Origin of the sequence: Urbifossiella limnaea (assembly GCF_007747215.1) — a bacterium.
GTDB lineage: Bacteria > Planctomycetota > Planctomycetia > Gemmatales > Gemmataceae > Urbifossiella > Urbifossiella limnaea.
In genome coordinates this window covers 3,882,612-3,896,185 of sequence record NZ_CP036273.1, presented here as the reverse complement: position 1 = coordinate 3,896,185, position 13,574 = coordinate 3,882,612, and the positions used below count along the sequence as shown (strand labels likewise).

5 protein-coding genes are annotated in these 13,574 nt (G+C 72.5%); 2 read left to right on the top strand and 3 right to left on the bottom strand.

Annotated elements, in window-relative coordinates:
* Positions 1 to 250 precede the first annotated feature (250 nt).
* Both ETAA1_RS15980 and ETAA1_RS31985 read left to right on the top strand, forming a co-directional pair.
* Positions 251 to 3,337 carry a beta strand repeat-containing protein gene (locus ETAA1_RS15980; RefSeq protein ID WP_145240129.1) on the top strand — a complete coding sequence of 1,029 codons (3,087 nt, stop codon included), beginning with the start codon at positions 251 to 253 and terminating at the stop codon, positions 3,335 to 3,337.
* Positions 3,338 to 3,595: 258 nt separating this feature from the next.
* A complete protein-coding gene (locus tag ETAA1_RS31985) occupies positions 3,596 to 3,739 on the top strand; it encodes a hypothetical protein (protein WP_202920933.1) in 144 nt (47 codons plus the stop codon).
* Positions 3,740 to 4,188: 449 nt separating this feature from the next.
* On the opposite strand, the gene ETAA1_RS15975 is transcribed toward ETAA1_RS31985, so the two are convergent.
* The 3 genes from ETAA1_RS15975 to ETAA1_RS15965 form a co-directional block, all read right to left on the bottom strand.
* On the bottom strand, positions 4,189 to 5,631 hold the full coding sequence (locus tag ETAA1_RS15975; protein ID WP_238389459.1) for an IS110 family RNA-guided transposase: 1,443 nt from the start codon (positions 5,629 to 5,631) through the stop codon (positions 4,189 to 4,191).
* Between the two features lie 866 nt (positions 5,632 to 6,497).
* Positions 6,498 to 9,740, bottom strand: coding sequence for a beta strand repeat-containing protein (locus tag ETAA1_RS15970; RefSeq protein ID WP_145240127.1), 3,243 nt, complete (start codon positions 9,738 to 9,740; stop codon positions 6,498 to 6,500).
* 100 nt (positions 9,741 to 9,840) lie between these two features.
* A complete protein-coding gene (locus tag ETAA1_RS15965) occupies positions 9,841 to 13,509 on the bottom strand; it encodes a WD40 repeat domain-containing serine/threonine protein kinase (RefSeq protein WP_145240125.1) in 3,669 nt (1,222 codons plus the stop codon).
* Positions 13,510 to 13,574 lie beyond the last annotated feature (65 nt).

Genomic DNA, 13,574 nt, shown 5'->3' with positions numbered 1-13,574 from the left:
GCCGGAACCCCTTCACCGGTAGAGAGTCGGATCGGGCGGTTCGGTCCGCCAGAAACCCGCCCGAATAATCGGCGCGCCGGAAGTCGCAGTCTCGCAAGGAGTTGCGACGCTCTTTCCGGCCGATGAGTGGAATCGGTGCGATTCTTGGCGGACGGCGCGGTCGCGACCGACTTCCTCCGGCGTCGCCCCGACGGCCGCCGGCGCCGTGCCCGCGTCCCACTCACGTCATCCGTTCCGATCAGGGTTCATCATGTTTCATCACTGGCTCCGGCAGCTCTTCGGCACCGCCCCGCGCCGCCCGATCCGCAACGCTTCGCGCCGCCCGCGCCTGGGCCTCGAAGGGCTCGAGAGCCGCGAGGTGCCCGCGTTCCTCACCCCCACCAGCTACGCCGCCGGCGCCAACCCCGCCGGCATCGCCGTCGGCGACTTCAACGGCGACGGCCGCGACGACATGGCGGTCGTCAGCAACACCCTCGCCGGCTCCGTCGGCGTGATGCTCAGCAACGCCGACGGCAGCTTCGCCCCGCGGGTCGATTACGCCACCAGCGCGTCCCCGTTCGACGCCGCCGCCGGCGACCTGAACGGCGACGGGGTCCGCGACCTCGTGGTGGTCGGCTCCGCGGTGGACGTGCTGCTCGGGAACGGGGACGGCACCTTCGCCGCGCCCGTGAGCTACCCCGCGGCCGGCCCGCACTCGGTGAAGGTCGCCGACTTCACCAACGACGGCAACCTCGACGTGGGCGTGGTGAGCACCAACGGCGCCGCCGTGTACGTCGGCGCCGGCGACGGCACCCTCGGCGCGGCGCTGGCGACCGGGCTGCCGGGGAACAACATCAACCTCGTGGTCGGCGACTACGACCGCGACGGCAACCTCGACATGGCCTCGTCCAACACCGCGAGCGTGGGCACCGTCGGCGTCCTCCGCGGCCACGGCGACGGGTCGTTCGAGCCGGCCCAGAGCTACTACGCGTTCACCGCCCCGGTGTACCTCGCGGCCGGCGACTTCAACCACGACGGCTACCTCGACTTCGCCTGCCCGAACTCCTACGCCGCCACGTCGATGAGCGTGCTCCTCAACAACGGCGACGGCACCTACGGCGCGCCCCACACCTACGGCATCGCCCAGACCGGGTACGAGATCGAGGTGGCCGACTTCAACAGCGACGGGAACGACGACTTCGCCGTCCGCGGCGGGTCGTCGTACATGGTGAGCCACGGCAAGGGCGACGGCACGTTCTACCCGTCGGTGTCGTTCCCGACGCCGTCCGGGCGGTTCGAGGCCGGGACGCACGGGGACTTCAACGGCGACGGCGCCGTGGACCTGGCGTACCCGAGCACGACCGGCGTGACGGTGGTGACCAACGACCACGCCGACTACCAGAACCTCGCCGGCGCCGTGACGTTCCAAGTGACCGCCCCCGCCACCACCACGTCCGGGTCGGTGCTGCCGATGACGATCACGGTGGTGGACGCGAGCGGGAACGTGGCCACGGGCTTCCGCGGCGTGGTGTACGTCAGCAGCAGCGACCCGCGCGCCACCACCGCCGCCGGCTACGCCTTCAACCCGCTCGACGCCGGCATCCCCTACGTGTTCACCGCCGCCGACGCCGGCACCCACTCGTTCGTCGGCGCCATCCGGCTCGTCACCGGCGGCGACCAGACGGTGACCGTGTCGGCCCCGAACCTGACCGCCGGCTCGGCCGCGGTGACCGTGACCGGCCAGGTCGCGCGGCTGACCGTGGCCGCCCCCGCCGCGACCGGCGCCGGCGACACGTTCGCCGTCACTGTCTCGGCGATCGACACGGGCGGGCTTCTGGCGGCCGGCTATTCCAGCCGCGTCCACTTCGCCAGCACCGACGTGCTCGCCGGCCTCCCGGCCGACTACACGTTCACCGCCGCCGACGCTGGCACGCACACCTTCACAGTGACGCTGCAGACGGCCGGCGCGCGGTTCGTCAGCGCCACCGAGGTAGGCGGTTCGATCACCGGGGGCGCGACCGTGAGCGTGTCCCCGGCCGCGGCGCAGACGCTCGTGTTGGCCGGCGGCGGCGGGGCGATCGGCGTGGCCCGGCCGGTCACGGTCGTTGCCCGCGACGCCTTCGGGAACACTGCCACCGGCTACAGCGGCACGGTTCACGTCACCAGCTCCGACCCGGCCGCGGTGCTGCCGGCGGACACGGCCCTGGTGAACGGCGTCGCCACCGTGAGCGTGAAACTGCTGACCGTCGGCACGCAGACGATCACGGCGACGGACGTGGCGAACGCCGCGCTCAGCGGCACGGTGTCGAGCGACGCCACGCCGCCGGTCCCGGCCCTGTTCAGCGTCGGCGGTTACCCGGTCGCCATCACCGCCGGCGTGGCGAACGCCTTCACCGTCACCGTCCGCGACACGATCGGCCAGGTGGCCAGCGGGTTCACCGGGACCGTGTACTTCAGCAGTTCGGACGTGCAGGCCGGGCTCCCGGCGAGCTACACGTTTACCGCCGCCGACGCCGGCAGCCACACGTTCGCGGCCACGCTCCGCACCGCCGGCACGCAGTCGATCGCGGTGCGCGACCTGAGCGGGGCGCTGTCCGGCTCGCAGGGCGGCATCACCGTGTCGGCGGGGGTCTTCGCCGGCTACCGCGTCACGACCTCGCTCGGGGCCGACAGCAAGGGGCACGTCCTCGTCACCGCCGGCGACGCCGTCCCGCTGACCGTGCGGGCGATCGACGCCTTCGGCAACACCGTCGCCGCGTACCGCGGCAAGGCGAAGTTCACCAGCACCGACACCATCGCCGCGCTGCCGACCGACTACTCGTTCACCGCCGCCGACGCCGGCAGCCACACGTTCGCCGTGGTGCTGAAGACGGCGACCCCGAACAGCGTCGTCTGGTCGGTGACCGTGACCGACGCCTCGAACGTCGCCCTGGCGGCGACGCTGACGAACTTCGAGGTGGTGAACGCGGCGGCGGCGAAGCTGGTGTTCGCGGCGCCGTCGAACGCCACCGTGGGCGCCGCGGCGACGCTGAAGGTGACGCTGGTAGACGCCTACGGGAACAAGGTGAAGAACTACTTCGGCACGATCCACTTCGTCGGCGCGAGCGGCGTGCCGGTGGACTACACCTTCACCGCCGACGACGCCGGCTCGCACACCTTCACGATGGTGTTCGCGGCGCCGGGTGACTTCACCCTGTCGGTGACCGACGTGTCGAACCCGCTGTTGACCGGCAGCAGCCTGGTCAAGGTGAAGGCCGCGAGCACCGGCGGTGGCGGCGGTGGCGGCGGTGGCGGCGGTGGCGGCGGTGGCGGTGGCGGTGGCGGTGGCGGTGGCGGTGGCGGTGGCAAGTCTGCGTAACACGTTACCCGAAAGCTCACGGGGGCTAGCAAGACGCTGGCCCCACAACGACCTCACCGCCTGCGAACTATCTCAAACCTGGCCTTGTGTTCGATTTCGATCGGTCCAAGAAATCAGTCCTTCAAATGCGGAGTGCAGACTGGCCCTGGCGTACTACCAGTCCGTGAACGCGGAACAGCACAGGCGGGACGCAACGGGTTTTCCCTCGATTCTGAAGTGGCGTAGGCTCATCGGGCGTCAGCGACCAGGACGAGTCCGGTGGCGAGCTGTTCCACGTGCGGCGCCCTGAACGACCGGGGCGGCTCCCGGGTGGCGGTCACGAACACCGACGGCGACGCGCGGGCGGACGTGGCCATTCACAGCTGTGCCAGCCGCCCGGCCCGGATGCGGCTGTTCTTGTAGAAGGACTTCGGCGGGGGCGAGGAGCCACCCGCGACCGACCTCGACGTACTCGGCGGGGCGTGACGGCCGACGGGGAATACGTCGGGTGAGCAGAGTGGGCGGTCGGCGAGCGGCCATCGCCGAGGAACGTGGGCGAGTGGGAGACGCCTTGGGGCCGGCAGAGCGCACACCATCGATGCCTCTATTCTGTTAAGCGCCGGAACGTCGGCGGGCGTCCCAGAAGGAATTATTGGGACGAACTTGCCATCGACGGCCAACCCGCCAGTTAATAGGCGCGAGACGCCTGAAATCCTAGGTGTTTCGTCGTTCTGCCCCCCTCAGCCTGTTCCCAAGGAACACTCCGTCGAGATCGCTGGGCGTTGCGTCGAGGTTCGACCGAGTGAGCGCAACGCCCCCCTGCGGGACCGATGCGACGCACGGCCCGCGGCTCCCGATCGGTCCTATCCCACTCATGTCCCGGTCGGTGCCGTCGGCTCCAGCCGATATCCCAACTCGCCCGCTCGTCGCGCCAGCCCCTTGACGACTCGCGCCCGGTAGGCCGCCTCGTACTCCTCCGCGTCCCGGCGCACGTACTGCTCGCCGTACCGCAGCAGCCGGTACACCCGCTCCGCCAGCTTCCGCGCCGTCGCCACGATCGCCTTGGGCGCGCCGGCCCGTGCCTGGACCCGCCGGTAGAACGCCCCCAGCGCGTTCTTGGCGTGGTGGCAGCCCCGCACCGCCAGGCGTAACGCCCGACCCGCCCGGTTGGCCCCGCGCCGCACGCCCCGGCTCTTGATCCGCCCCGCCGAGCCCTGGTGCTGTGGGCACAGGCCCAGCCAGCTCGTGAAGTGCTTGGCCGTCGGGAACCGGCTCACGTCCGTGCCGACCTCGGCGAGGATCACCAGCGCCGGGCCCTCGTCCACCGCCTCCAGCACCGTCAGGTCCACCCCGGCCATCCGGTACAGCCGCTCGCGCACGGCCTCGAACGCCAGGTCGTTGGCCCGGCGCGACCGGCGCTTGTAACCCGGCCGGTCCTCGAGCGGGCGGCCGTCGGCCCGGTCCGCGAACGTCCGCAGGTGGGCCTCCAGCTCGGCGTCGCACTCGCGCATCTGCTGGTGGTAGAACTCGTACAGCGCCACCGCCTGCTTGAGCGCGAACAGGTGCTCGGCGCGCCAGCTCCCCTCCAGCGCCCGGGCGATCTCCGCCCGGGTCCGCTTGCACAGCACGTTGCGCCGCCCGGCCAGCCCGTCCGGGTCGCGCTCGCCCGCGAGGATCGCCTTGATGATCGCCAGGCCGGTGACGCCGGTGACGTCCGAGACCACCTCGGTCAGCTTCACGTTCATCTGCTCCAGCGCCTTCTGCATGTGCTGGACGTGCTGCCCCGCGTACCGCAGGAGCATCTGCCGCTGGCGCAGGTAGGCCCGCAGGACGACCACCCGCTCGGCCGGGCGGAACGACGCGGTCAGCAGCCCGTAGCTGTGCAGCCGCTGGAGCCACTGGCAGTCGAGGACGTCGCTCTTGGGCCGGCCCGGCGCGTGCCGCGACTGCCGCGGGTCGACCAGGTACACCTCGAGCCCCCGCGCCTCCAGCAGCTCGAACAGCGGGATCCAGTACACCCCGGTGGACTCCATCGCCACCGTCCGGACCCCGCAGGCGGCCAGCCAGTCGGCGAGTTGGTACAGGTCGGCGGTGCAGGCCCCGAACGCCCGCACGTGGGCCGGCAGGTTGGCCGGGTGGTCGGGCGGCGGGGCGGGGGCGTGGTCGGGCGGGACCGCGACCCAGTGGATGTCGGAGTGGATGTCGATGCCGGCGGCGTGGGGGTTGGTCACCCGCAGCCGCCGGGCCGCGCGCGGCCGCGGGGGCGCCTTCGGCGGGTCGGTCGTGGTCTTCGTCCGGGTCGTGCGCGTACTCATGACCGCCTCCGCGGTGGGCGATGGGTACAGGGGTGAGGTCGCGGGCGCGGGAGGGTGTGATCGTCGAGCAGTTTCCCAAGCGGGGACACACGGGGTGCCACCAGTGATGTGATCGCAGGCTCCCGGGACCAGGTTAACTGACGGGCACGAGGCACCACTCAGATGTCGGCCACCTCGACCCGCGACCTCACCCGCACTCTACGCACTGACACCGACCCGCGGAAGAAACGCCCGCACGTGTTCCTTCGTGATGTGGGGCAGCGTGCTGCCTGTCCCGTTAACTGTCGCCTCCCGACTCTCCAGAGACCGCGAGACTTTCCGCCCCTCCCACCCCCAAAACGCCCACACTCGCACTCCTCGTTCCACCAACCGACCGACCGGTCTGAGACTTTCCCACGCGTCCCACAACGCCCAAACCCTTGCGGAATAAGCCCCTGATACGCGAACACCCCGGGGCTTCTCTCCCCGGGGTGTCGGTGTTAACTGATTGGATGGCGCGAGTTCGCACCTGTTCGGCAAGCTCCCCTGGGCAAACAGGTTACAACCGGGGTTTCGAGGGGGTTCGCGCGCGAGATCGGCGCGAGATTTCGGCGGGGGTGATTGCGGGGTAGGAAGTTGTGAATTCTCTCGTTGTCGTGCGGAGGCGAGAGAATGGAAGTTCGTTGGCGTTGATGGGGATGTCGGGCGAGCAGGTTGCGAATTTCGGCCATCTACTTCTGCGAGTGGTGAAACTTGATCGACCACCGACAAGCGCATGTGACCGCGACGGGCTTCTCCGGCCGCGGTCCCGGAACCTGACGGCCCTCCAGACCGGGTTCGGATTCCGGCGATCTGAACCTGGTCGGGAGGAGCATCGGGCGCTACGGTCAGCCGACCCAGACGCCGCCGGGGATGACCGCCGCGAACGGATCGAACGTCTGGACCCCGCCCGGCTCAGAACTCGACCCGAACGCCGTCGCCAACTGCGTCGCCCGATACACACGCACCGCCGACGCCTCGCCCGACCCGCTCCCCGTCACGATGTCGGCCAGGCCGTCACCGTCCACATCCTTTGCTGCCACGCGCACGCCGCCGCGGTTGTTCGAACTGCCGGCGAAGAAGTTGTTCAGCACCAGCCCGTTCCCCAAATTCACCGGGTCGTCGAGGTTCACGCCCTCCAGGTTTGGCAGGCCCAGCAGCACGGCCGAGTTCACGACCCGGAGCCGCGGCCCGCCGCCCGGCCCGCCGCCGACCGCGATCTCGGCCTGGCCGTCGCCGGTCACGTCGCCGGCCGTCACGAATGCCCCGCCGCGCTGCGTGCTCTCGAACACGAACAGGTTGGCGATCGGGTTCGTCGTCGGCTGGCCGCCGGCGGCGCCGGCGAACCCGGTGCCGTTCCACACGGTGACGCGCGGGCCGCCGCCGGTGCCGGCGGCGACGAGCAGGTCGTTGAGCCCGTCGCCGTTCACGTCGGCGACCGCCGGCCGGCCGCCGAGTTTCACCAGCGGGTTGTTCTGCCCGCTCGCCCCGCTCAGCGACGCGAGCCCGTCGAACGCCGCCACCAGCGACGGGGTGCTCGTGCCGCCGCGGAGCGAGGCGCCGTTGTACACCCGCACCGGCAGCTGGTTCGGCACCGGGCCGCTGAACGCGTCGGCCGCGTCCGGCGTCACCACCACGTCGGCGATGCCGTCGCCGGTCAGGTCGCCGACGGCCACGAACAGGCCGCCGGCGTAGCCGGGGAACGGGACGAAGTCGGCCAGCACGTTGCCCACGTTCGGGGCCGGGCCGTTCGCCCCGTCCACCACCACCACGCGGCCGCCGCCGGGGCCGGTGCCGACGACGCCGTCGGGCACACCGTCACCGGTCACGTCGCCGAGGGCACCGTGTAGCTCGCCGGCGAAGCCCGGGACGAGCGTGACGCCGGAGCCGGCCCCGAACTGGCCGCCGCCGGTCGGGCCGAAGACCTGCCCGCTGCCGGTGCCCGGCCCGGTCACGAGCAGCGGCCCGACGAGCGCCCCGGGCGTGGGAATCGCGGTCAGGGTCACGTCGTTGCCGTCGCCGCCGACGTAGCTCACCCGGTAGGCCGCGCCGCCCGCGTCGAGGGCGACGCCGCCCTCGGCGACGCCGGCGAACGTGCCGCCAACGGCGTCCGCCCCGTCGTTCTGGAGGATCACGACCGAGCTGCCGATCGGGAGGGGCGCACCGACGGGGAGGACGAACAGCGTAGCCCCGCCGAGGGCGACGGTGCCGGTCACGGCCAGCACGTCCACCGCCCCCGGGCCGCCGAGCTTCACGCCGAACGTGGTGCCGCCGCCGTTGAACGCGACGCTGCCGGTGGACAGGGTGGCGATCGTGGTCGGGTCGCCGGGGAGGACGGCGCCGCCCGCCGCGACCGCGACGGCCCGCGGGGTGGACCCGCTGCCGCCAAGGGCGCCGGTGCCGGTGAGCGTGACCCCCGACCCGGCCAGCCCGAGGGGGAGCGTGCCGTTCAGCAACAGCGTCCCGTCGGTCACGGCGGTCACACCCCCGTAGGCGAGGTTCGCGGTCGGCGGGAACGTGATGGTCCCCGTACCCGCCTGTGTCACCGCGAGGGTGTTGTTCAAATTATTGGGCACGGTGATGTTGTCGGAGCGGTTGAACACCAGCGTGCTGCTGCCGAACCCGTTCGTGGTGACCGGCCCGGTCCCCAGGGTGCCGGTCGTGCCCCCAGCCCCGACCCGCAGAACGCTGTTGTTGTCGACGGACGTGATCCCGGTGTACGTGTTCGCCCCGGTGAAGGTCACGTCGCCGCCCAAGACCGAGACCGAGCCACCGCCGTCGATCGGGTTCGCCACGGTCGTAGCGTCCGACCGGCCGAAGTTCAGCCTGGTACCCGGGAGGACTGTTACCGGCCCGGTCCCCAGTGTGCCAGTCGTTCCCCCGATCGTGCCGACCACGAGGTTACCGGCCTGAACCACGGTGGGCCCGGTGTAGGTGTTCGTCCCGGTCAGGAACAACGTTCGCCCGCCCAAGCTGGGAATCTGGACCAGCGTGCCGGACCCGCTGATGGCGTTGCCGATGACGACATCGTTGGACCGGCCGAACGACAAGGTACCGTTGTTTACGACGGCCCCCGCGCCGAGGTTGCCGGTCGATCCCCCGGCGCCGACCTGGAGGGTACCGGCGGTGACGGTGGTCGTGCCCGCGTAGGAACTTGTGCCGCCGAGCACGGCCCTTCCCGCCCCGATCTTCTGCAACGAATCGCCGCCGCCCGTGCCGCCCAGACCGAGGAACGCCACGGGTGCGGTGATGTCGCCCCCGGACGTGTCCAGCACGAACGTGTCGGTCGCCCCAGCCCGGCCGCTGAAGGAGATCGAACTGGTCGCATCGGCGGACTGACTGGCCAGCACCGTGGCCGGGTTAGCCGTGTCCACGATCTGGTACTGGCTGCCACTCACCCGCAGCGTGTACGACGAAACGGTGGACGCGGGCGGGGCCGCGTAAACGAGTTGCGTGCTGGCGTTGGCGACGATCACACCGTCGATCGTCCACCCGTTCAGCGGAACACTCCCGTCGGTCGCCATGCGCCAGCGGAGTTGGACGGTCCCGCCGACGGCCACGGCCGGCAGATTGGCGGCGGTGGTGAGCGTCCCGCCGGAATTTCCGGTCCACGCCTGGCGACCGGCGATCGGGTTGGATCCTCCGAGGGTTCCGGAATAACCGCCGATGATAAAACTGCCCCCGGCGGCGAGGATGTCGACGAACGCCCCGCCGTTCACACTCACTTCCAGCACGCCTCCGTCGAACGAGTTCTCGGTGAGATAGTTGTTGTCGAACTGCACGCCGGCCGCCGCCGAGATGTTGAACACCGGGCTCTGAAGGAACGTGTCGGTTACGACGGCCGGAGCGGCGACCGTGGCCGCGCTCCCGTTGCCCGCCCACGGATTCGCGCCGGCGTTGTTGACGTTCGTCCACCCCGTCGGCAGGGCCGGGGCGGCGAGGTCGCCGAAGTTCTGGACGTAGTTGGCGGGGACGACGCGGTCTTCGAACGCCTCCAGGCGGCCGAGTGGAGCGGCCCGCCGGACCGGCGGCCGCGGCCCGCCCAGCCGACACGCCCGCTTCCAAAGCCGCAGCCAGGTTTTCGTGACCATCGGACCGCTCTCTGCAGGGTGATCGCCGACGGAATCGTCCGCCGTCACCGTGCTTATCGCGGCGACCTTACACGATCTTTTCGGAGAGGAAGGAGTTGGGTTATCGCGCCGGCCCCGCCGTGCGGCGGGCGCGGTCCTGGGCCGCGAGCGAGTCCCACACGCGCACGGTGAGGTCGCCGGACCCGGACACCAGCCGCGTGCCGTCCGGACTCCAGCCGACGGAATGGACGTAGTCGGTGTGGCCGTGCAGCTCGGCCACCTGTTGACGGCGGGCCACGTCGAACAGGCGGATCGTGTTGTCGCGGCAGCCGGCCGCCAGCCGCCTGCCGTCCGGGCCGAACGCCACCCCGTACACGGCGCTCCCCACCGGCATCACCGCGAGCAGCTCGTGCGTCCGGGCGTCCCACAGGCGGACGGTGTTGTCGGCCGACCCCGACGCCAGCATGGTGCCGTCGGCGCTGAAGGCCACCCGCCACACGGTCCGCGTGTGCCCGCGCAGCACGGCGACCCGGGCGCTCGCGGCCACGTCCCAGAGGCAGACGGTTCCGTCGTGCCCGGTGCTGGCGAGCTGCCGGCCGTCGGGGCGGAACGCCACGTCCGCGACGGACCCGTCGTGGCCCACGAGCGGGGCCACCTCCCGCCGCGCGGCCGCGTCCCAGAGCCGCACAGTCCCCGCCGTGGACGCCGCCGCCAGGAGGGTGCCGTCCGGGCTCAGGGCGGCCCGGCTGCCTTCGTCGAACCCCATCGGTACGATCCACGGCGGCGCGTCGGCCGCGGTGTTCCAGACGGCCACGCCCCGATCGCGCTCGACGGCGGCCAGCCGGCGGCCGTCGCCGCCGAACGACACCGAGTGGAAGATCTTTGCCTCGTGCCGGAGCAGGCCGGTCTGTCGGCCGGTCGTGGCGTCCCACAGGCGGACGGTGCCGTCCCACGCGGCCGACGCCACCCGCTCGCCGTCGGGGCCGAAGGCGGCGTCGTAGACGTAGCTCTCGTGGCCGCGGAGGATGCCGTTCCGCTCCGCCAGGGCCGTGTCCCAGACGCGGACCGTGCCGTCCGCCGAGCCGGTCAGGAGGCGGGCGCCGTCGGGCGTGAAGACGGGCCCGCTACCCCGGGTGAACTCGCCGCCGTGCCCGCGGAGGACGGCGAGCAGCTCCCCCGTGTCGGCGTCCCACAGGCGGAGCGTCGCGTCCTCCGCCGCGGTGACGAGCCGGGTTCCGGTCGGGCTGAAGACGGCGTGCCACACCTGGCCGGTGTGCCCGCCGAGCACGGCCACCAGCCGCCCGGTCCGGCCGTCCCAGAGCCGGGCGGTCTGATCGAGCGAGTTCGTGACGAGCCGGGTGCCGTCGGGGCTGAAGGCCACCGCCTCAAGGGTGTTCTTGTGCCCGGCGAGGACGGCGAGCGGCCGGCCGGTCGCCGCTTCCCACAGGCGGGCCGTGTTGTCCGGGTAACCGCCGGCGGTCACCAGCCGCGCCCCGTCCGGGCTGAATGTGAGCGTCATCACACCGGTCGTGTGGCCGCGCAGCACGGCGGTTTCCCGGCCCGTCTCGGCGTCCCACAGGCGGACGGCGTTGTACTCCCCGACGGCCGCGGTGTCGTACGGGCTGGGCGTGTTGGAGGTCTGCCAGGAGGCGATCCGGCGGCCGTCCGAGCTGTAGTGCAGCGCCCCCACCGTCAGCGGGTGCGGCCCCAGGGTGGTCAGCCGGCGGCCGGTGGCGGCGTCGTGGACGTGGACGTAGTCCCCGTCCGCCATCACGACCCGGCGGCCGTCGGGGCGGAAGGAGACCGGCAGGAAGCCCACGTGCCGCCCCGACCCGGCGGCCAGTTCCCGGCCGGTCGTGGCGTCCCACAGCCGGCCCGCCACGCCCAGCCGGTCCGTTCGGGAGGTGGTGTTGGAAACGAGTCGGGTGCCGTCCGCGTTGTAGCTCACGGTCACGGGATGGCCCGCGTCGCCCGGCGGTCCGGGGATCGGGAACCGGGCGGTTTCTCGCCCCGTCGCCGGGTCCCAGAGGCGGACGGTCTGGTCGGGGGCAACGGTGGCGAGTTGCCCGCCGTCCGGCCGGTACGCCACGCCCGTGGCCCAGGCCGTGTGCCCGCGGAGGACCGCGTCGGGCCGGCCGGTCGCCACGTCGTACAGGTACACGTCGGGGTGGCTGCTGCAGCCGACGGCGACCTGCCGGCCCGACGGGCTGATGGCGAGCGCGAACACCTGCCCGCCCGGCACCGGCACCACGAGGGCGGCCCCGTCGAGCTGGCTGTGGAAGTGGTGCCACTCCCAGTTGCGGTGCTCCGGCGGGGCGTCGTCGAGGGCGCGGCGGGCGGCCCCGCTGTTCTGGAGCCGCAGCGCCGCGGACGCGGCGGCGATGTTCGCCCGGTAGCGGCCCCACCGCTCGGCCCGCTCGTTCGCCTCGGCCGTCTGCCGCTGCCCGGCCTCGTCCACGCGCGCCTTTTCCGCCCGCAGGTAGCTCCACGTCACGAGCGCGAACGCCGCCAGGAAGACGCCGCCGACACCGGCCAGCGACGCGGCTACGGCCGGATTCCGCCGCGCCCACTTGCGGGCGCGCTCGACACGGCCCGCCGGCCGGGCCAGGATCGGCTGGCCGTCCAGGTATCGGCCCAACTCGTCGGCCACGGCCGCCGCCGTCGGGTAGCGGTTCGCCGGTTCCTTCCGCAGGCACGTCAGACACACCGTGTCCAGGTCGCGCGGCACGGCCGGGTTGACGGCCCGCGGCGAAACCGGGTCGAGCTCGACCACCTGGCGCAACGTCTCCAGCGGCGTCGCGGCCTGGAACGGCGGGCGGCCGGTGAGCAGGGCGTAGAGCGTCGCCCCGAGCGCATACACGTCGGCCGGCGGCCCGACCTCGGCCCCGCGACCCTGGGCCTGCTCCGGCGGCATGTAGTTCGGCGTGCCCATCACCTGCCCGGCGACGGTGAGGTCGGCGTCGCCCAGGTCGGCGCGCTTGGCGAGGCCGAAGTCGGTGACGACGGCCCGGCCGGCGGCGTCGAGGAGCACGTTGCCGGGCTTCAGGTCGCGGTGGACGATGCCGCGGGCGTGGGAGAACGCCACGGCCGACGCGGCCTCGCGCATCAGCCGGGCGGCCCGGCGCGGCTCCAGCGGCCCGGCGGCCAGCTCCCCGGCGAGGGTGCCCCCCGGGGCGAACGCCATGACGAAGTACGGCCGCCCGGCCGCCGCGCCGATCTCGTAGATGGGGATGACGTGGTCGTGCTGCACCGCCGCCACGGCCCGCGCCTCGGCGAGGAACCGGTCGCTCAACCCGGCCTGCCGGGCGGCGTGCGGCCGCAGCACCTTCACCGCGACGGTGCGGCCGAGCCGCGGGTCGGCGGCCCGGAAGACCACGCCCATGCCGCCGCACCCGATCACCTCCAGCACCCGGAACGGCCCGAGCCGGCCGATCTCGCCCGGGGCTTCCGGCGGGGCCAGCACCTCGCGGGCCTCGGCCGACAGGTCGGCGTGCGGCGGCCGCGCGCTGCCGTCGGCCCAGCCGGGCGTCCGGGTGGTCGAGTCGGCGTCGAGCCGCCCGACGAGTTCTTCGGCGCGGAGCAGGCCGGCTTCCGGGGTCTCGGCCCCGGCCTGATCGGCCCGGCGGACGAGCCGGCAGACGGCGTCGGCGGGGCCGGGGTCTGCGAGTCGGTCGCGGCACGCGGGGCAGGCGTCGAGGTGTGCGCCGACCGTCTCGATCTGGGCGTCGTCGAGCGTGCCTGCGTTGAACGCGCTCAGGACGTGCGGGGCAGGGCAGTCGTTGCGAACCATCGGCGGCGCGCCTCACGGGTCCGAACGCGGTCTCCCCGCCGTGCTTATCGCGGCGACCTTACACG